The 18,367-nt window shown below is 74.2% G+C and carries 13 protein-coding genes, 1 pseudogene and 1 riboswitch; of the genes and pseudogenes, 6 read left to right on the forward strand and 8 right to left on the reverse strand.

The features are described from left to right. Window positions 1-20 precede the first annotated feature (20 nt). Window positions 21-722 (forward strand): GntR family transcriptional regulator, encoded by a 702-nt coding sequence (locus FB470_RS29985; protein ID WP_306996878.1) that lies wholly within the window; start codon window positions 21-23, stop codon window positions 720-722. Here FB470_RS29985 and FB470_RS29990 read toward each other — a convergent pair. Next, window positions 719-1,861, reverse strand: coding sequence for an ROK family transcriptional regulator (locus FB470_RS29990; RefSeq protein WP_306999556.1), 1,143 nt, complete (start codon window positions 1,859-1,861; stop codon window positions 719-721). The two genes, FB470_RS29985 and FB470_RS29990, sit on opposite strands and share 4 nt — an antisense overlap. Before the next feature lie 102 nt (window positions 1,862-1,963). Between FB470_RS29990 and FB470_RS29995 the strand changes: the two genes are divergently transcribed. From FB470_RS29995 to FB470_RS30005, 3 genes are all read left to right on the forward strand, one after another. Then, complete coding sequence (locus FB470_RS29995) at window positions 1,964-3,070, forward strand: ABC transporter ATP-binding protein (protein ID WP_306996880.1); 1,107 nt, start codon at window positions 1,964-1,966, stop codon at window positions 3,068-3,070. Between the two features lie 107 nt (window positions 3,071-3,177). Then, window positions 3,178-4,356 carry a xylose isomerase gene (gene xylA, locus FB470_RS30000; RefSeq protein ID WP_306996882.1) on the forward strand — a complete coding sequence of 393 codons (1,179 nt, stop codon included), beginning with the start codon at window positions 3,178-3,180 and terminating at the stop codon, window positions 4,354-4,356. Between the two features lie 47 nt (window positions 4,357-4,403). Beyond that, complete coding sequence (locus FB470_RS30005) at window positions 4,404-5,603, forward strand: ROK family protein (protein ID WP_306996884.1); 1,200 nt, start codon at window positions 4,404-4,406, stop codon at window positions 5,601-5,603. A gap of 409 nt (window positions 5,604-6,012) precedes the next feature. On the opposite strand, the gene FB470_RS30010 is transcribed toward FB470_RS30005, so the two are convergent. The 4 genes from FB470_RS30010 to metH all read right to left on the reverse strand — a co-directional run bounded on the left by FB470_RS30010 (window position 6,013) and on the right by metH (window position 13,413). Continuing rightward, window positions 6,013-7,791 (reverse strand): sigma-70 family RNA polymerase sigma factor, encoded by a 1,779-nt coding sequence (locus FB470_RS30010; RefSeq protein WP_306996886.1) that lies wholly within the window; start codon window positions 7,789-7,791, stop codon window positions 6,013-6,015. Window positions 7,792-7,860: 69 nt separating this feature from the next. Beyond that, entirely contained in the window at window positions 7,861-9,039 is a 1,179-nt protein-coding gene (locus FB470_RS30015; RefSeq protein WP_306996888.1) for a 4-hydroxybenzoate 3-monooxygenase, read from the reverse strand. A 177-nt stretch (window positions 9,040-9,216) separates the two neighbouring features. Continuing rightward, window positions 9,217-9,684: a DUF6292 family protein gene (locus tag FB470_RS30020; protein WP_306996890.1), complete on the reverse strand. Its 468-nt coding sequence runs from the start codon at window positions 9,682-9,684 to the stop codon at window positions 9,217-9,219. A gap of 117 nt (window positions 9,685-9,801) precedes the next feature. Beyond that, window positions 9,802-13,413, reverse strand: a complete 3,612-nt coding sequence (gene metH, locus FB470_RS30025) for a methionine synthase (RefSeq protein ID WP_306996893.1) — start codon at window positions 13,411-13,413, stop codon at window positions 9,802-9,804. A 16-nt stretch (window positions 13,414-13,429) separates the two neighbouring features. Then, window positions 13,430-13,508: riboswitch (S-adenosyl-L-homocysteine riboswitch) on the reverse strand. A 129-nt stretch (window positions 13,509-13,637) separates the two neighbouring features. On the opposite strand from metH, the gene FB470_RS30030 reads away from it, so the two are divergent. Further along, window positions 13,638-13,955, forward strand: a complete 318-nt coding sequence (locus FB470_RS30030) for a hypothetical protein (protein WP_306996894.1) — start codon at window positions 13,638-13,640, stop codon at window positions 13,953-13,955. Between the two features lie 544 nt (window positions 13,956-14,499). Continuing rightward, window positions 14,500-15,507 carry a zinc-dependent alcohol dehydrogenase gene (locus FB470_RS30035; RefSeq protein ID WP_306996895.1) on the forward strand — a complete coding sequence of 336 codons (1,008 nt, stop codon included), beginning with the start codon at window positions 14,500-14,502 and terminating at the stop codon, window positions 15,505-15,507. Here the strand turns inward: FB470_RS30035 and FB470_RS35855 are convergent. The 3 genes and pseudogenes from FB470_RS35855 to FB470_RS30055 form a co-directional block, all read right to left on the reverse strand. Continuing rightward, window positions 15,504-16,633 (reverse strand): annotated as a pseudogene (locus FB470_RS35855) (winged helix DNA-binding domain-containing protein). The gene FB470_RS30035 and the pseudogene FB470_RS35855 overlap by 4 nt on opposite strands. A gap of 25 nt (window positions 16,634-16,658) precedes the next feature. After that, the gene (locus FB470_RS30050; RefSeq protein WP_306996902.1) at window positions 16,659-17,708 is read right to left on the reverse strand and encodes an enoyl-CoA hydratase/isomerase family protein; all 1,050 of its coding nucleotides are present in this window, start codon (window positions 17,706-17,708) and stop codon (window positions 16,659-16,661) included. Then, entirely contained in the window at window positions 17,705-18,355 is a 651-nt protein-coding gene (locus tag FB470_RS30055; RefSeq protein ID WP_306996904.1) for a TetR/AcrR family transcriptional regulator, read from the reverse strand. Before FB470_RS30055 ends, FB470_RS30050 begins: the two co-directional genes overlap by 4 nt. Between the last annotated feature and the right edge of the window lie 12 nt (window positions 18,356-18,367).

The following is an 18,367-nucleotide window of genomic DNA, read 5'->3' on the forward strand; positions in this document are numbered from 1 at the left end:
TGTCGGCTAGTGTCGGTGTAGTGCGCGAACGAGGGCGGAGCAACCGACGGGTCGTCCACGAGACCCTGCGGCGGCAGGTGCTGACGCTTCAGCTGAGGCCGGGCGCGGCGTTGTCGGAGAACGAGCTGGCCGCGGCGCTGGGCGTGAGCCGCACTCCGGTGCGGGAGAGCCTGATCCTGCTCGCCGAGGAGGGCCTGGTGCAGGTGCTCCCGCAGGTGGGCTCGTTCGTGTCGCGGGTGGACATCCAGCGGGTGGCCGACGCGCAGTTCCTGCGGGAGGCGGTCGAGCTCGCGGCACTGGAGGACCTGCCGCCGGAGCTGGACGCGGGCGTGGTGCGCGAGCTGGAGGCGAACCTGGCACGGCAGCGGGAGCCGGAGATCGACCTGGAGGAGTTCTTCGCGCTCGACGAGGAGTTCCACCGCGGGCTGCTGACGCTCAGCGGGCACGGAAACGCCTGGCCCACGGTCGTCTCGGCGAAGGGGCACCTCGACCGGGCCCGGCGGCTGGGTCTGTCCGAAGCGAACTCGCCCGCGGTGTTCGCGGGGCAACACGTGGCGATCCTGCGGGCGGTGACCGGGGGCGACGTGGCGCTGGCGCGCTCGACGATGCGGGCCCACCTGCGCGAGGTGTTCGCCGACATCGAGCGGATTCGCGAGGGGAAGCCGGAGTTGTTCGCGTCCGACAGCGCGGCGCCGAACTGCCCGGGCGCGCCCGACGGCTAGCCCTCGATCCAGGCGAGCGGGTCCGCGATCACCCGCGCGATCACGCTCCCCGCCGCGCCGCGCAGCGCCGCGTCCGGGCCGAGCTTCGTGGGCCGCAGCGTGACACCCGGCGCCAGGCGCTCCACCACCCGGTTCCGGAACTCCGCACCGTAGGCGACGAGCCGGCCGCCGAGCACGATCGTGTCCGGCGCCAGCAGTGCGCGCACCGGCACCAAGGCGCCGGCCAGCGCCTCGGCCGCCCGCTCCACCGCCCGCAGCGCCGCCGGGTCCCCGGTGCGCGCCCGGGCGGCCACCGGCTCCTCGGCGCCCAGCAGCCGCGAACCGCCGTCGTCCGGCACACCGGCGGCCGCGGCCATCGCCGCGCGGCCCGCGTACAGCTCCAGGCAACCCCGTCCGCCGCACGCGCACGGCTCGCCCCGGCGCCGCACCGGCACGTGCCCCAGCTCGCCGGGCAGCGAGGCCGCCGGGTTGAGCGGCGCCAGCCCGATCACCTCCTCGCCGCCCAGGTACCACCAGTCCCGCGCCGCCCCGGCCTGGTACTCCGCCAGCGCCGCGCACGCCACCTCCCCGGAGACCAGCACGTCCAGCCCGTGCAGGTCCAGTGCCCGCAGTTCCCCCGCGACCAGCGCCCGCACGTCGACGTCCCGCCAGTTCAGCGGCAACGCCGACGCCACCCCGCCGGACACCGTGCCGCCGACCGCAACCCCCACCCCCGCCACCAGCCGGCCGGCCGTGGTCGCCTCGTCGAACAGCCGCCGCAGCACCGGCCGCGCCGCCCGCACCCCGTCCCCGGGCGCGGCCCCGGCCACGTCGAACCGCCGCAACTGCCGGGCCACCGGCCGGCCGGACAGGTCGAGGATCACCCCCGCGATGTGCCCGGCGGCGAACTGCAGCCCCAGCGCGACCGGCCCGTAGGGGTCGAGCACCAGCCGCCCCGCCGGTCGTCCCGGCGCGTGCCCCGGCTCCGGCCCCAGGTCCCGCACGAGCTCCGCCGCGGTCAGCTCGGCCACCAGGCTCGACACCGTCGCCTTCGTCAACCCGGTCCGCCGCGCCAGCTCGACCCGCGACACCGGCGCGTCCCGCGCGACCAGCTCCATGACCAGCGCGACGTTGTGCCGCCGCATCGCCTGCGCACCCATCGCTTCCACATTCGTCAGTTTAGTGAATTGACCAATTATGGCGAGGTCCCGTCCGGCGGGGATAGACAGGCGGGGACGACGACGTGACGAAAGGGCGGTCTCATGGCTGAGGTCAGCTACCGGCAGGCGTCGCGGCTCTACCCCGGCAACCCGCCGGTCCGGGCCGTGGACAGCCTCGATCTCGACATCGCCGACGGCGAGTTCCTCGTGCTGGTGGGCCCGTCGGGCTCGGGCAAGTCGACCGCGCTGCGCATGCTGGCCGGCCTGGAGGACGTCGACGAGGGCGCGATCTTCATCGACGGCAAGGACGTCACCGCCACCCCGCCCAAGGACCGCGACATCGCGATGGTGTTCCAGTCCTACGCGCTCTACCCGCACATGACGGTCGCCGAGAACATGGGCTTCGCGCTCAAGCTCAAGCGCGTGTCGAAGGCCAAGATCGCCGAGCGCGTGCGCGAGGCCGCTGCCCTGCTCGACCTGACCCCGTACCTGGACCGCAAGCCGAAAGCGCTCTCCGGCGGTCAGCGTCAGCGGGTCGCGATGGGCCGCGCCATCGTGCGGGAGCCCGCCGTGTTCCTGATGGACGAGCCACTGTCCAACCTGGACGCGAAGCTGCGCGTGGAGACCCGCGCCAACATCGCCGCGCTGCAGAAGCGCCTGGGCACCACCACGATCTACGTCACCCACGACCAGGTCGAGGCCATGACGATGGGCCACCGGGTCGCGGTGCTCAAGGACGGCAAGCTCCAGCAGTGCGACACCCCGCGCAACCTCTACGAGCGTCCGCGCAACGCGTTCGTGGCCGGGTTCATCGGCTCGCCCGCGATGAACCTCAAGACCGTTGCCCTCACCCCGGAGGGCGCCCAGCTCGACGGGCTGACCGTGCCGCTCCCCCGCGCGACGCTCGCCGCCGCGCGGCAGGCCGGTGTCGAGTCGGTGACGCTGGGCCTGCGCCCGGAGTCGCTGCGCCTGGCCGGTGCGGGTGAGCCGGCGGCGAAGCTGACCGTCGAGCTGGTCGAGGAGCTGGGCGCCGACGCCTACATCCACGGCGGCGTGAAGATCGGCGACCGCGTCGAGCGGTTCGTGGTCCGCGCCGACGGCCGCCGCCCGCCGCAGCTGGGCGAGACGGTCCAGATCGCGGTCGGCGACGGCGACGAGGTGCACGCCTTCCACCCGGAGACGGGCGAGCGGCTGCCCACGGAGGACTGACACCCAGCACGCACGGAGGGGGCGGGTGGCGCGAGCCGCCCGCCCCCTTGACTGTTCCCACCGCCGCTAATAAGTTACTCCGCAAAACAAAACGCGGAGGAGCTGCGATGGTGCGCCAACCGACCCCTGAGGACAGGTTCTCGTTCGGCCTGTGGACCGTGGGCTGGACCGGCACGGACCCCTTCGGCGGGCCGAGCCGTCCGGCGCTGGACCCGTGGGAGTACTCCGACAAGCTCGCCGAGCTGGGCGCGTGGGGCATCACCTTCCACGACAACGACGTCTTCCCCTTCGACGCCGACCTGGCCACCAAGAAGCGGCTGACCGGCCGGCTCAAGGACGCCGCCGACAAGGCCGGCCTGGTGATCGAGATGGTCACCACCAACACCTTCAGCCACCCGGTGTTCAAGGACGGCGGCCTGACCTCCAACGACCGCGGCGTGCGCCGGTTCGGGCTGCGCAAGGTGCTGCAGGCCGTGGACATCGCCGCCGAAATGGGCGCGAGCACGTTCGTGATGTGGGGCGGCCGCGAAGGTGCCGAGTACGACGGATCGAAGGACGTCTACGCCGCCTTCGAGCGCTACAAGGAGGGCCTGGACACCGTCGCCGGCTACATCAAGTCGCAGGGCTACGGCCTCAAGATCGGCCTGGAGCCCAAGCCGAACGAGCCGCGCGGCGACATCTTCCTGCCCACGGTCGGCCACGCGCTGGCGCTGATCGCGCAGCTGGAGCACGGCGACATCGTCGGCCTCAACCCCGAGACCGGCCACGAGCAGATGGCCAACCTCAACTACACGCACGCGCTCGGGCAGGCGCTGTGGAGCGGCAAGCTGTTCCACATCGACCTCAACGGCCAGCGCGGTCTCAAGTACGACCAGGACCTGGTGTTCGGGCACGGCGACCTGATCTCCGCGTTCTTCACCGTCGACCTGCTGGAGAACGGCTTCCCCGGCTACCCGGACGCGCCGCGCTACACCGGCCCGCGGCACTTCGACTACAAGCCCTCGCGCACCGAGTACATGGACGGGATCTGGGACTCCGCGCGGGCGTGCATGGCGACGTACCTGATGCTCGCGGAGAAGGCGAAGGCGTTCCGGGCCGACCCCCGGGTGCGGGAGGCGTGGGACCGCGCCGGCGTCCTCGAGCTGGCCGAGCCGACGCTGGGCGCGGGCGAGTCGGTCGCGGACTTCCTCGCCGCCGACAACGGTTTCGACCCGGAGAAGGCCGCGCAGCGCGACTACGGGTTCGTCCAGCTGCAGCAGCTCGCGCTCGAGCACCTCATCGGCTGATTTTGTTCAACCACTGAACAGTGCGAGTGGATGCGAGGATCGCCGCCGTGACCGCTCTCGATCAGCCGACCGGGGCGCGCCAGTCCAGCCTGCGGGCGAGCAACCTGGCGCTGGTGGCCCGCACGGTGTGCGCGTCGGCACGACCGCTGTCCCGGGCGGACGTGGCTTCGGCGACGTCGATGACCCGCGCCACCGCGACGCGGCTGGCCGACGAGCTGGTCGCGGGCGGTGTGCTGGGCGAGATCGAGCCGGACGGCGGCGGCAGGCGCGGCCGTCCGGCCACTCCCCTGGTGCCCGGAACCCGGCTGGCGGCGGCGGGACTGCAGGTCAACGCCGGGTTCCTGGCGGTGCGGGTGGTCGACCTGCGCGGCCGGGTGATCGCCGAGTCGCTGGAGCACGCCGATCTCGTCGGCAGCGATCCGGTGACGACGCTTGCGCGGCTGGGCGCGTTGTCGGCGCGGGTGCTCGGCGGGTTGCCCAGGGAGCTGCGGCTGGTCGGGGCGGGCCTCGCGCTGCCCGGGATCGTCGCGGCCGCCACGGGGACCCTGTTGCGCGCGCCGAACCTGGGCTGGTCCGGTCTGCGCCCGGCGGAGCTGCTGGATGCGGCCGCGGTGGCCGGGTTGCCGCTGCGGGTGGGCAACGAGGCGAACCTCGCGGCGCGCACGGTCGCCGAGGTGGCGCCGGGGCGGCCGGGCCCGTTCCCCGATTTCGTGTACCTGTCGGGGGAGATCGGTATCGGCGGGGCGGCCGTCGTCGGTGGCGAGGTGATGGCCGGGCGGCACGGGTGGGCCGGCGAGATCGGGCACGTGTGCGTGGACCCGGCCGGGCCGCGGTGCCGGTGCGGGTCGACCGGCTGCCTGGAGACCTACGCCGGCCGGGACGCGCTGCTCGCCGCCGCCGGGCTGACCCCCGCCTCGACGCCGGCGCACCTGGCGGAGCTGGCCGCGAACGGCGACGAGCGGGCGCGCGGGGCGGTGACGGCGGCCGCGCGGGCACTGGCGGTGGCGCTGGCCGGGGTGATCAACGTGCTCGACATCCCGACCGTGGTGCTCGGCGGGCACCTGGGGCAGGTCGCGGACCTGCTGCGGCCGGAGCTGGAGAGCGGGCTGCGCGAGCGCGTGCTGTCCGCGCGGTGGACCCCGCCGGCCATCCACGCGGCGAAGAACATCCCCGCCCCCGGCGCGACGGGAGCCGCGTACCGCGAGTTGGCGGCGGTTCTGGCGGACCCGGTGCGCTGGCTCGACTGAGCCCGCGTGCCTGCTCGGCGTAGCTGCCCGGAGCGGTGCCGCGGCTACCCCGGCGTGGCTGCCCGGCCTGGCTGTCCCGAGCTATGCCGCAGCCGCCCGACGTGCCTGCCCGGCGAGGTTGCCCGGAGCTGTGCCGCAGCTACCCCGGCCTGCCTGGCCGGAGCTGTGCCGCAGCTACCCCGGCGTGCCTGGCCGGAGCTGTGCCGCGGCTGCCCGGCGTGGCTGCCCGCAGCTGGGCCGCGGCTGCGGGCCGGTCTGGAGCCGGCGCGCTTCCGCGGCATCCGCTGCTGCCCCCGGCCGCAGCGTCATGTCGAGCGGACCGCCCCAGAGGTGGTCCGAGGACCCGCCGGTCATCGCGGGGGCCCTCGCGATCACCGCGGACCGGCGAGGCCCCCTGAGCAGCGGCAGGTTACTTCTGCTGGGCACCCTTGGCCGGGTTCGCCTGCGGCGGTTTCGCCGCCTGCGGAATGGGCGGCTGGGGTGGGTTCTTCGCCAGGGGTGGACTCGCGAACTGGGGCGGTTTCGCTGCCTGGAGCGGCTGCGCGGCCTGAGGTGGTTTCGCCGCCCGGGGCGGTTTGGCTGGCTGCGCTGGTTTGGGTGGCTTCGGGGCCTTCGCCGTGGCCTCCTGGCCGGGATTGTCGTTCCCGGGCCGGACGGAAGGCGGACGAACGGGCACGACGAACTCGGCCGGCTCGACCTGCCCCCTCGGCCCCTCGGCCGCCGTCACGGGCACGTCCCGTTGCGGGGCCGGCAGCGACACCGGCCCGGCGACGGTGGCCACCGCGGCCAGCGTGACCGCGGCCGCGACCTTCGTGAGCACCATCGCAGCACTCCCGGCGACGGAAGCACCCCCACCGGCCGCCATCACGCCACCGGTGGCCGCCGTTGCCGCGCTCCCCGCCGCTGTTGCGCCACTCCCCACCGCCGCACCGGCGCCGGTCGCGCCAGTTCCCGCCGGGACCCCGCTGCCGACCGCGGTCGCACCGCCGCCGGCCGCCGTCACGCCACTGCCCATCACCGTCGCGCCGCTCCCAGCTGCTGCGGCGCTGCCGCCGGCGCCACTGCCAGCCACCGACGCACCGCTCCCAGCCGCGGTCGCACCAGTACCAGCAGCCACAGCGCCCCCACCGGTCACAGCGCCGCTCCCAGCAGCCGTTGCACCACCGCCAGCTGCTGCGACGCTGCCGCCGGCCGCCGTCGCGCCACTGCCAATCACCGTCGCACCGCCGCCAGCGGTCACCATGCCGCTCCCAGCCGCGGTCGCACCACTGCACGCAGTCACAGCGCCGCCCCCGGCCGCCACCACCGCACCGCCGCCAGCGGTCACCATGCCGCTCCCAGCCGCGGTCGCACCACTACCAGCAGCCACAGCGCCGCCCCCGACCACCGCCCCGCTGCCGGCCGCCACGGCGGCGCCGCCGGGCGCGGTCGCGCCGGTGCCGGCCAGGAGGCGTCCCAGCAGGGGCAGCAGCGCGAGCGCCGGCAGGCCGCCATTGATGTGGTCCAGCACCGTCGCCACGCGGCGGCACCCCGGGCACCCGTCCAGGTGCGTCGCGACGGTGCGGCGCTGCCGCGCGGTCACCTTGCCGCGCGTCCACGCCCCCAGCCGGCGCCGCACCGTGCGGCAGTCCTCCCCGCGGGCAGCGGGCACGTGTTCCTGCAGGAACGCCTGCCGCAGCCCCTCCCGGGCCCGCGCCGCCAGCGCCGCCACCCCGTTGGCGGTCATGTCGAGCTCGGCGGCCAGCTTCCCGGGCCCGGTGCCGAGCATCTCGGTGTGCCACAGGACGTACCGCCAGCGCGGCGGCAGCGACCGGAACGCCGAGATCGCGACCTCACCGGTCAGCCGGTCCACCACGATCTCCTCGACCCCGGACGTGCCCTCCTCACGGGCCAGCGCAGCGGGATCGCACCGCTCCCGGCGCCGCGCCCAGTCCATCGCCAGGTTGCGCAGCGTCACGAGCAGGTAGGGCCGGAACCGCTCGGCCGGGCCGGACCCGTCGCGGATCGCGGCCAGCACGCGCAGGAACGACTCGGCGACCAGGTCGTCGACCTCGGCGCGGTCCCGCCACATCATCGAGGCCACCCGCCGCGCCGCCGGGAGGTGCCGCCGGAACAGGTGGTCGTAGGCGACCGGATCTCCCGCCCGGACCGCCTCGATCAGGGCAGCATCGGCATCGGTGTCCGCCATGACCCTCCTCGTCACCCGTGAGCCGCTACGGCGAAGCCTCCCACGCGAGGTGGATCAACGCAGTGCGTCCTAGAAATCCGCGGCCTTGCCGATGTAGATCTCGGCGAACGACGCGGCCGCGGCCGGGGACCCGAGGAGGCGGCGCAGGCGGGCCTGGGCCAGCCGGGCGCGGAACGGGTCGGCCGGCGGGTCGAGCGTGGAGCTGTGGAAGATGTCCGACAGCCACTGCGAGAACTCCTGGTACTGCCACACCCGGGCCAGGCAGGTGCCGGAGTAGCGCTCCAGCCGGTCACCGTCGCCGCCGTAGTGCGCCTCGATCGCCTCGGCCAGGTGGAACGCGTCGTGCAGGGCGAGGTTGAGCCCTTTCGCGGCGATCGGGGCGACCAGATGCGCCGACTCCCCGGCCAGGAACAGGCGGCCGCGCGACATCGGCTCCGCGACGTAGTTGTGCATGCCGAGCACGCGTTTCTCGATCAGCTCGCCCTCGATGAGCGGACCGCCGGGCACGCCCAGCCGCTGGTGCAGCTCGGACCAGACGCGCTCGTGCGGCCAGTTGTCCTCCGCGTCGCCGGGCGGGCATTGCAGGTAGAAGCGGGTGACGGTCGCGGTGCGGGCCATGTGCGCGGCGAACCCGCGCGGGTGGATGCCGAACAGGACGCCGTCGGCGCTGGGCGGGGCCTGCGCCAGCAGCGCGAGCCAGCCGATGCCGTAGTCGTGGGTCAGCAGGTCGCCGGCGACGTGGTGCCGGGTGACGCCCTGGGCGCCGTCGCAGCCGGCGATGAAGTCGCAGTCGATGCGGCGGGCGGTTCCGTCGGCGGCGGTGAACGTGACGGCGGGCGTGGGCGAGTCGATGTCGTGCAGCGCGACGTCGCGCACCCCGAACTCGATGTCGCCGCCCTTGCCTGCGTAGTGCGCGACCAGGTCGGTGACCAGTTCCTGCTGCGGGTAGACGAAGTGCCGCTGCCCGGCCCACTCGTGGTAAGAGAACGGGTGGCGGCCGTTCTCGAAGCGGAATTCGAACCGCCCCTGGCTCGGCGCCGTGCTGAGCAGCCGGTCCGCCAGGCCGCGTTCGTCGAGGGCGCGGACGGCCCACTCCTCGATGAACCCGGCGCGCGGGCGCGCTTCGATGAACGCGCGGGTCTGCTCCTCGAGCACGGCACAAGCGATTCCCCGGTCCCGCAGGACGTTCGCCACGGCCAGCCCGGCCGGCCCGGCCCCCACGACGACGACTCCGGTGCGCGCGACCACGATTCCTCCCCAGGTGGTGCGATTGGGGAAGTTTGCCCGAGTTACACCGTCGGAGGCAATGGGTCCCGAGGATGCCCGGCTCAGGGGGAGCCGGCCGGGTCGGTGGGGCGTGTCCGGGCACGGCGGCGCGGCGCGACACGGACTGGGCCCGTGCCGCCGATCCCGCGCCGGGTCGCGTCAGCGGGCCGGGCGGCGGCGGGCCTGCTCGACGGGCCGCCCGGGCCGGTGCGTGGGGGTGCCCTGGTACGGGATGGCGTAGGTGGCCAGGTGCTGGCGCACCTTCTCGCCGTCGGTGGTGCCCACCGGGGCACCACCGGCCGCCCGGCCGGCCAGGACGTCGTCGACGAACTTCGCCACCTCCGGCGGCCGCGGCAGCAGCTCGCCGCCCAGGTGGCACACCACCGTCAGCTCGTGACCCACGCCCGGCTCGACGGCCACCGCCCAGCCGTCGTGCTCGTTCCACACCAGGGCGGTGTCCTGGCCGGGATGGCTGGGGAGCCGGTCGTCGAGCGCGAGGTAGGCGTAGGCCGGCGGCGGGTCCAGGTGGGCGTAGTAGGCCTCGCCGCTGCAGCCCAGCTCCTCGGCGACGGCACCGACGTAACGGCGCAGCCCGGAGGCCGCCGCGTGTTCGTATTCCAGATGCATCTCACGCCCCGTCGAGTGAGTAGTCTGCCGTGCGCCGGGACTACCACCTGACCGGGTGACAAAACCTGTCACCCGCACCCGCCGAGCTCCACGCGACGTGGATGTCCACCCGGACCATCACGGCGCGGGGTCGTAGTCCAGGTTGGGGCGCAGCCACTTCTCGATCTCCGCCTGGGCGACGCCGCGCCTGCGGGCGTAGTCGCTCACCTGGTCGCGGCCCAGGCGGCCCACGGTGAAGTACCGCGATGCCGGGTGGGCGAAGATCAGGCCGCTGACGCTCGCCGCCGGGGTCATCGCGAACGATTCCGTCAGGCCCAGCCCCAGCGACTCCGCCTGGAGCAGCTCGAACAGCTCGCGCTTCTGGCTGTGGTCCGGGCTCGCCGGGTAGCCGAGCGCGGGCCGGATGCCCCGGAAGCGCTCCGCGTGCAGGTCCTCCAGCGCGGGCTGCGCGCCGGGCTCGAACCACTCCCGCCGGGCCTCGAGGTGGATGTACTCGGCGAACGCCTCGGCCAGCCGGTCGGCCAGCGCCTTCACCATGATCGCCCGGTAGTCGTCGTGCCGGGACTCGTAGTGGCGCGCCAGCTCCTCGGCCCCGTGCACCGTCACCGCGAACCCGCCCAGGTGGTCACCGGCCGGCGCCACGTAGTCCGCCAGGCACCGGTTGGCGCGACCGTCCGGTTTGGACGTCTGCTGGCGCAGCATCGGGAACCGCACACCGTTGTCGAGCACGATGTCGTCGCCCTCGCGGTGCGCCGGCCAGAACCCGTACGCGCCGCGCGCCCGCAGCGAACCGTCCGCGACGATCTCGTCCAGCAAGGTGTTCGCGTCGTCGAAGAGCTCGCGCGCGACCGGCTGCTCCAGGATCGCCGGGTACTTGCCCTTCAGCTCCCACGCCAGGAACAGGAACTGCCAGTCGATCATCGCCCGCAGCGCCGGCAGCCCCGGCTCCACCGTGCGCACCCCGGTGAACGACGGCACCGGCAGGTCGTCGAACGACACCCGCTCCGGGTTGGCCCGCGCCCGCTCCAGGGTGAGCATCGGGCGGCGCTGCTTGCTCGCGTGCTGCTCCCGCAGCCGCTCCTGCTCGGCGCGGTTGGCCGAGTCCAGCGCGGCGGCCCGGTCGGGGTCCAGCAGGTCCGACACGACGCCGACGACCCGCGACGCGTCCAGCACGTGGACCGTCGTCTGGTCGTAGGCCGGGGCGATCCGCACCGCGGTGTGCTGGCGGGACGTGGTCGCCCCGCCGATCAGCAGCGGGATCTTCAGGCCGCGCCGCTGCATCTCGGTGGCGACCGTGACCATCTCGTCCAGCGACGGGGTGATCAGCCCGGACAGCCCGATCGCGTCGGCGTTCTCGGCGACCGCGGTGTCCAGGATCTTCGCCGCCGGCACCATCACACCGAGGTCGATCACCTCGTAGTTGTTGCAGCCCAGCACGACGCCGACGATGTTCTTGCCGATGTCGTGCACGTCGCCCTTCACGGTCGCCAGCACGATCTTGCCGTTGCCGCGCTCGTCCTCCACCCGGCCGGCCTGCCGCGCCTCCTCCTTCTCCGCCTCCATGAACGGCTCCAGGTAGGCCACCGAGCGCTTCATCACGCGCGCGCTCTTGACCACCTGCGGCAGGAACATCTTGCCCGAGCCGAACAGGTCGCCGACGGTCTTCATGCCGTCCATCAGCGGGCCCTCGATGACCTCGAGCGGTCGCGGGAAGCTCTGCCGGGCTTCCTCGGTGTCGTCTTCGATGTGGTCGACGATGCCGTGCACCAGAGCGTGCCGCAGCCGTTCGGCGACCGGCGCCTCGCGCCAGGAAAGGTCCACCACGCGCTTGCGGCCCTGACCGCGGACGGTCTCGGCGAACTCGACCAGCCGGTCGGTGGCGTCCGCGCGGCGGTCGAACAGCACGTCCTCGACCAGTTCGAGCAATTCGGCCGGGATGTCCTCGTAGACGGCCAGCTGGCCGGCGTTGACGATGCCCATGTCCAGCCCCGCCCGCACGGCGTGGAACAGGAACGCCGAGTGCATCGCCTCACGCACCACGTCGTTGCCGCGGAAGGAGAACGACAGGTTCGAGATGCCGCCGCTGGTGCGCGCGCCCGGGCACCGCTGCTTGATCAGCGGCAGCGCCTCGATGAACGCCTTGGCGTAGCCGTTGTGCTCGGCGATGCCGGTGGCGACGGCGAGCACGTTGGGGTCGAAGACGATGTCCTCGGGCGGGAACCCGGCCTCACGCGTGAGCAGGTCGTAGGCGCGGCCGCAGATCTCGACCTTGCGCTCGCACGTGTCGGCCTGGCCCTTCTCGTCGAAGGCCATCACGACGACACCGGCGCCGTAGTCGCGGATGCGGCGGGCCTGGCGCAGGAACTGCTCCTCGCCCTCCTTGAGGCTGATCGAGTTGACCACGCCCTTGCCCTGCACGCACTTGAGCCCGGCCTCCAGCACACTCCACCGCGAGCTGTCGATCATGATCGGGATGCGCGCGACCTCGGGCTCGGTGGCGATCAGGTTCAGGAACGTCGTCATGGCGCGCTCGGAGTCGAGCAGGTCGGCGTCCATGTTGACGTCGAGCAGGTTGGCGCCGCCGCGGACCTGGTCCAGCGCGACGTCGACGGCCGCCTGGTAGTCGCCGGCCTCGACCAGGCGCCGGAACTTCGCCGAGCCGGTGACGTTGGTGCGCTCGCCGATCATCACGAACCCGGTGTCCGGCCCGAGGTCGAACGGCTCGAGCCCGCTGAACCGGGTGTGCGTGCGCGGCGGCGGGACCGGGCGCGGGGCGGCGCCGGACACCGCTTCGGCGATCGCGGCGATGTGGCCGGGCCCGGTGCCGCAGCAGCCGCCGACGATGTTGACCATGCCGGCGCCGGCGAACTCGGCGAGCATGTGCGCGGTTTCCGACGGCGTCTGGTCGTAGCCGCCGAACGCGTTGGGCAGGCCGGCGTTGGGGTGGCAGGCGACGTAGGTGCCGGCGAGCTTGGCCAGCTGCTCGACGTGCGGGCGCATCTCGGCGGCGCCCAGCGAGCAGTTGACGCCGACGACGAGCGGGTGCGCGTGCTCGACCGCGCTCCAGAACGCCTCGACGGTCTGCCCGGACAGGGTGCGGCCGGACAGGTCGACGATCGTCACCGAGATCCACAGCGGCAGGTGCGGGGCAACCTCGCGCGCGGCGGCGATGGCGGCCTTCGCGTTGAGGGTGTCGAAGATCGTCTCGATGAGCAGCAGGTCGACGCGGCCCTCGGCGAGCGCGGCGATCTGCTCGGCGTAGGCGTCCCGGACCTCGTCGAAGGTGACCGCGCGGTAGGCGGGCTCGTCGACCCGCGGTGACAGCGACAGCGTGACGTTGAGCGGACCGATCGACCCGGCGACGAACTTCCCGCCCGCCTCGTCGGCGGCCTGCCGCGCCAGCTGGGCGCCGCGCACGTTCATCTCGCGGACGAGGTGGCCCAGTCCGTAGTCGGACTGGCCGATGCTCGTCGCGGTGAACGTGTTGGTGGTGGTGATGTCCGCGCCCGCGGTGAGGTACTGGCGGTGCACGTCCAGGATGAGGTCCGGGCGCGTCAGGTTGAGCAGGTCCGGGTCACCCGTGACGTCCTCGCGGTGGTCGGCGGGTATCAGGTCGCCGCGGTAGTCGGCCGGGGTGAGGCCCGCGCCCTGCAGCATGGTGCCCCAGGCGCCGTCGAGCACCGCCACCCGGCTGTTCAGGATCTCGCGCAGCGCGGCCGTCGTGTCCACCGGCAACCTCCCGTGGTGATGGGAGGCGCCCTTGTTGCGGATACACGGGGGCCGAGCGTGGCGGACCGGGGTCCGTTGCAGCGCCTCTCGGCCTTGCCGGACACGGTACTAGAAGCGCGGCGGGCGCTCCAAGGCCGTTCCGCCATGTGAACTGCCAGCGGCGCGGGGACGCGCGGCGCGGGGACGCGCGGTGCACCGAGACGGCGATCAGGAGCACCAGCCCGGTGCCGAGCACCGACCGCGCCACCGGCCGCGCCGTCCGGATGCCGGCGGTCCCCGCCGTGGCGACGGTGCGGTTGCCGGGGTGGACGCCGGCCCCGTCGCCGTTCGAGCCGCGCAGCGTCGGCGTCTCGCTCGCCGCGGTCCGCGGCCAGCAGCGCGGCGGCCCGGACGCCAGTCCCGTCGCCGCGACCGGGAGGATCGCGCCGCACACCAACGGCGGTCACCCGCCCGCCCGTCCACCGGCGATGTCGAACATCGGACTCGGGTACCGGCAGCGACCACTTCACCAGCACCAGCCCGCGGACAGGTGCTCCGGGTAGTCGATCTCCGTCACATCGGCGAGGGTGAACGGCGGGGAGGCGTCGGTGCCCGGTTCGCCGTAGGAACACGGTCAGCACGCCGAACGCGAGCCACAGCAGCGACACGACACTTCACCAGCCACAGCCAGCGGGACGGGCGCGGGTCCGGGACCGCCTCGACGCGGACCGGGTACGGCGCGCCAGCCCTCACGGGTCACCCGGCACCGTGCGCCCACGACCGCCTTGGTCACCAGGGCGCGAAAGTCCATTCCCGGTGGGCCGTCCGGCCCCGGCCGCCCACAGCAGAACGGCGGGCCGGCTTCCCCAAGCCGGCCCGCCGTCGGAGACCGCCTGCCCTTGCGGCCCCGACCGGCCGGGCATCGACCTCCTGCGGGCGCCATCCCCCGACGGAACCCGCTTTCCCCGCCGTGCGGTGCCCCGAGCACCCGCACGTGCTCCACCAGTATGCGCCGCACACGCCCGTTCAGCGCAAGGCCGAAGTCCCCAAAGAAGGGACTTTGTGCCCATTGCGTCCACAGTGGATCTTCACCGGTAGCCTGGGGCCATGCGGGCGTTCGTGGTCAGCGAACCCGGTGCGGCGGGCGTGGTCGAGGTCGAGCCACCGGTGCCGGCGCCGGGCGAGGTCGTGGTCGACGTCGAACGCGCCGGGATCTGCGGCACCGACGCGGAGTTCTTCGACGGCACCATGCCCTACCTGCACGACGGGCACGCGCGCTTCCCGGTGCGGCTGGGGCACGAGTGGTGCGGGAGGGTGAGCGCCGTCGGCGAAGGTGCCGGCCCCGAGTGGCTGGGCCGCCGGGTCACCGGCGACACGATGCTCGGGTGCCGGACGTGCCGGCGCTGCCGGAGCGGACGGCAGCACCTGTGCGCGGCACGCACGGAAATCGGGATCCGCGGTGGCCGGCCGGGGGCGCTGGCCGAGCAGGTCGCGGTTCCGGTGACGGCGCTGCACGCACTGCCGGGCACGGTCGGCGTCGCCGCGGGGGCTCTGGTGGAACCGGGCGGCAACGCGCTGCGCGCCGTGTGGGGCGCGCAGTTGTCGAGCGGGGATCGCGTGCTGATCGTGGGTCCCGGCACGATCGGGCTGCTCGCGGCGATGTTCGCCCGCGCGGCTGGGGCCGAGGTGCACCTGCTCGGCACCACGGCGCCGTCGCTGGAATTCGCGCGCTCACTGGGTTTCCGCCACGTGTGGCGGGAAACGGACCTTCCGGCGCTGCCGTTCGACGCGGTGATCGAAGCCTCCGGCGCGCCCGGGGCGCCGGCGCGGGCGGCGGAGCTGGTCGAGCCGGGCGGCCGGGTCGTCTACATCGGCCTGGCCGGCAGTCCCAGCCTGCTCGACACGCGCGTGCTGGCGCTCAAGGACGTCACGGCGGTCGGGGTGCTGTCGGCCTCCCCCGGCCTGGCCGGCGCCATCGAGCGGTACGCGAGCGGCGCGGTCGACCCGGTGCCCCTCGTCGCCGCGACGGTGGGACTGGATGCCGTCGCCGCGGTGCTCGCCGGTGACCGGCCCGGTGGCGCGGCCCCGAAGATCCACGTCGACCCGCGCCGCTAAGCGTGGACGCCGACCGTGACGGCGCCCAAGGACAGCCGCGGTTCCAGACCGACGATCTCGCCCAGTCGGGCAACCTCGGCGTCGAGCTCGCGGCGGTGCGCCGGGGTGAGCGTGGCGAACGGCTCGACGGTGAGGTCGACGCGGCGGGCCGAGCGGCGCTGGTGCCACACTCCCCCGGCCACGCCATCGACGAGCAGCACCGCGTGGTTCCCCGCCTGCCCGCGGGCCAGGGCGCGCTCCGCGGCGGCGCCGGGGAAGAGCAGCTCGCGCGGGAAGCTGCCGACCACGTAGGCGTCGAACAGCGGCAACAGCCGGACGAGGGGTGGCTCGCCGCGGGCGGGCACGGTGTCCCCGGGCGCGAGCCAGGCCCGCTCACCCGCGACCTCGACGGGGCGCAGGCCGGCCCGGGCGAACAGGGCGGCGGCCCAGGCCGGTGAGGCGTTCAGCCAGCGGGCGAACTGCGCCGGCGTAGCGGGTCCGTAGGCGTGCAGGTACCGGGTGAGAACGGCGTCGAGCGCGGTGTCCGGGTCGGCGGGCTCGAAGCCGGGCAGCCACCGCCGCGGGCTGGGTAGGTGACCTGACGGCCACGGTTGGGGCCGAAGCACAGCGCGCCGCGGTGGGCGGCGTGCGCGGTGATCTGCCGCCAGCGCGGCCAGAACGTCCGGAACGCCGGCATGACCGGATCTCCCGCCCACGCGCCGACCCGCGCGACAATCGCCCCGGTGAGCTCGTCGACGGTCAGTTCGGCGCCGGCCAGCGCGTCGGCGATGGCGCCGACGCTCTCCTCGGCCTGGTCCGGGCTGAGCCCGACGCCGCGCGGCATGGCCGACCGGTGCGGAACCGCGGCGAGGGCGCCGGTCCACAGCGGCAGATCGCGGGTGGGCAGCAGGTGCACGGACCCACGCGGGCCGAACGTCTTGACGAGGGCGTGCTCGTCCCACAGCGCACCGCGAACCTGGGCGGCGGTGCCGCCGGTGCGCAGCGCGACGGAGACCTCGGCGGCGGCGAGGACCTGTGCGTGAGCGCCGCACATCGCCGCGGTCACCTCCGCCGGTGTCGCCGTCGCCGTGTCCAGGAAGTGCCGGTGCAGCCGCCACGCGCAGATCGCGGACCACGAGACGCTCATGGTGCGACGCCAGACCGGGAAGCGGTCAGCAACCGTCCTCGATCGCGTCGATCAAGCCCCACGCCAGGGCCACGCGGGCGCTCACCGGCCGCCCGGACAGCGCCGGCCACAACGTCCGCCACCTCCCCACCCGCCGGGACACGCTCACCGTCCCGCCGGCACCCGGGATCAAGCCCATGCCGACCTCGGGCAGCCGGAACACCGTGCCGGGGTGCGCCACCACGCGGCCGGCGAACGCGGCGAGCTCGACCCCGGCGCCGACGCAGGCCCCGTGCACCCGCACCTCGGTCCGGGCGGCGATCGCGTGCAGCGCCCGTGCGGCGCCTGCCCTGGTCCGCACGAAGTGGGCGGTCACCAGGTCCGGCGTGGTGCCGAACTCGTCCAGGTCGCCGCCGGAGCAGAACGCCGGGCCGGCACCGTCGAGCACGACCCGGCAGTCCTGCGCGGCAGCCACCCGCACTGCGTCGGCGAGCGCGTCCCGCACCTCGCGTCCGTAGGCGTTGCGCCGCCCGGGCCGGTTCAGCGTCACGTGCAGAACGTCGCCTTCCTGGCGCAGCAGCACCGGCGGCTCCGTCGCCGGCGGCGGCAGCGGGCGCGGCCCCCGATCCGCCAGCCACCGCGCGAACTCCGGACCGCCGAGCAGCGTCGAGTAGGCGAACGACTCCAGGTCCAGCGCGGCGCCGACGTCCAGCCGACCGGTCGCCCGCAGCACCTGGACCAGCACCAGCGCGGCCTGCGGGTTCGCCTCCGCGGCCTGCTGCAGCACGAGCGCCTCGCCCGCCGGGTCCGCGCTCCGCGCGAACTGCGGCCCGTCGGCACATCCCTCGGCGGCCAGGGTCAGGTCGAGCGCGTCGGCCAGCAACCAGCGCTCGCCGTCGACCGGGCGGGTCGCCACACCGACCAGGATCCGGTCGGCCGTCCGCGCCGCGCGGGCCGCCGCCGCGACCACCCCGGCGGGCACCTCCTCGTCGAGGTCCACCACGACCAGGGGGCGCCGTACCTGACCGGCGTCGTCGAGGACCGGCTCCCCCGCCTCGCCATCGGCGAGGGCGGAGATCCCCACCGGCCCGGTCACGCCGACCGCGCCCCGCTCCGGCGAACCCGCACCGGCGGCCGCTTCCGCACGCCCACGGTCATCAGGGCGATGTCGACGTAGCGTTCGGCGAGCTCGTCCGGCGACAGCGGACCGCCGTCCGGGTGGTACCAGCGGCCGATCGACTGGAGCATGCCCAGCAGCGCCCGCGCGGTTTCGGCCGGCCGCTTCGCGACGAACACCCCCCGCTCCACGCCGTCGGTGACGATGCCGGTGACGAGGACCTCGATCTCCTTGCGGCGGGCGGCGTAGCGCTTGCGGTTGGCCGGCGACAGGTGCCGCAGCTCGAAGTCCAGCGCCGCGAGCCGGGTGCGGTGGGCCAGGTGCAGCACGATCGCCTCGACGACGTTGACCAGCCGCTGCTCCGGCGCCTCGCCCGCCTCCTCGACGGCCTGGCGGACCCGCCAGGCGAGGTCGCTGGTGGCCTCCTCGACCAGGGCGGTGAACACGCCCTCCTTGTTCTCGTGGTGGTAGTACAGCGCCGGTACCGTCTGACCCACGCGCCGCGCGATGTCCCGCACCGGGGTGCCGTGGAAGCCGTGCTCGTAGAAGGCTTCGAGCGCGGCCGCCAGGATCGGGGTCAGCTCCAGCGGCCCGTACTCCCGCCATGCGCCCTCGGGTCGCGTCATGTCCAGCCCATC

Source organism: Amycolatopsis thermophila (assembly GCF_030814215.1).
Taxonomy (GTDB): Bacteria; Actinomycetota; Actinomycetes; order Mycobacteriales; family Pseudonocardiaceae; genus Amycolatopsis_E; species Amycolatopsis_E thermophila.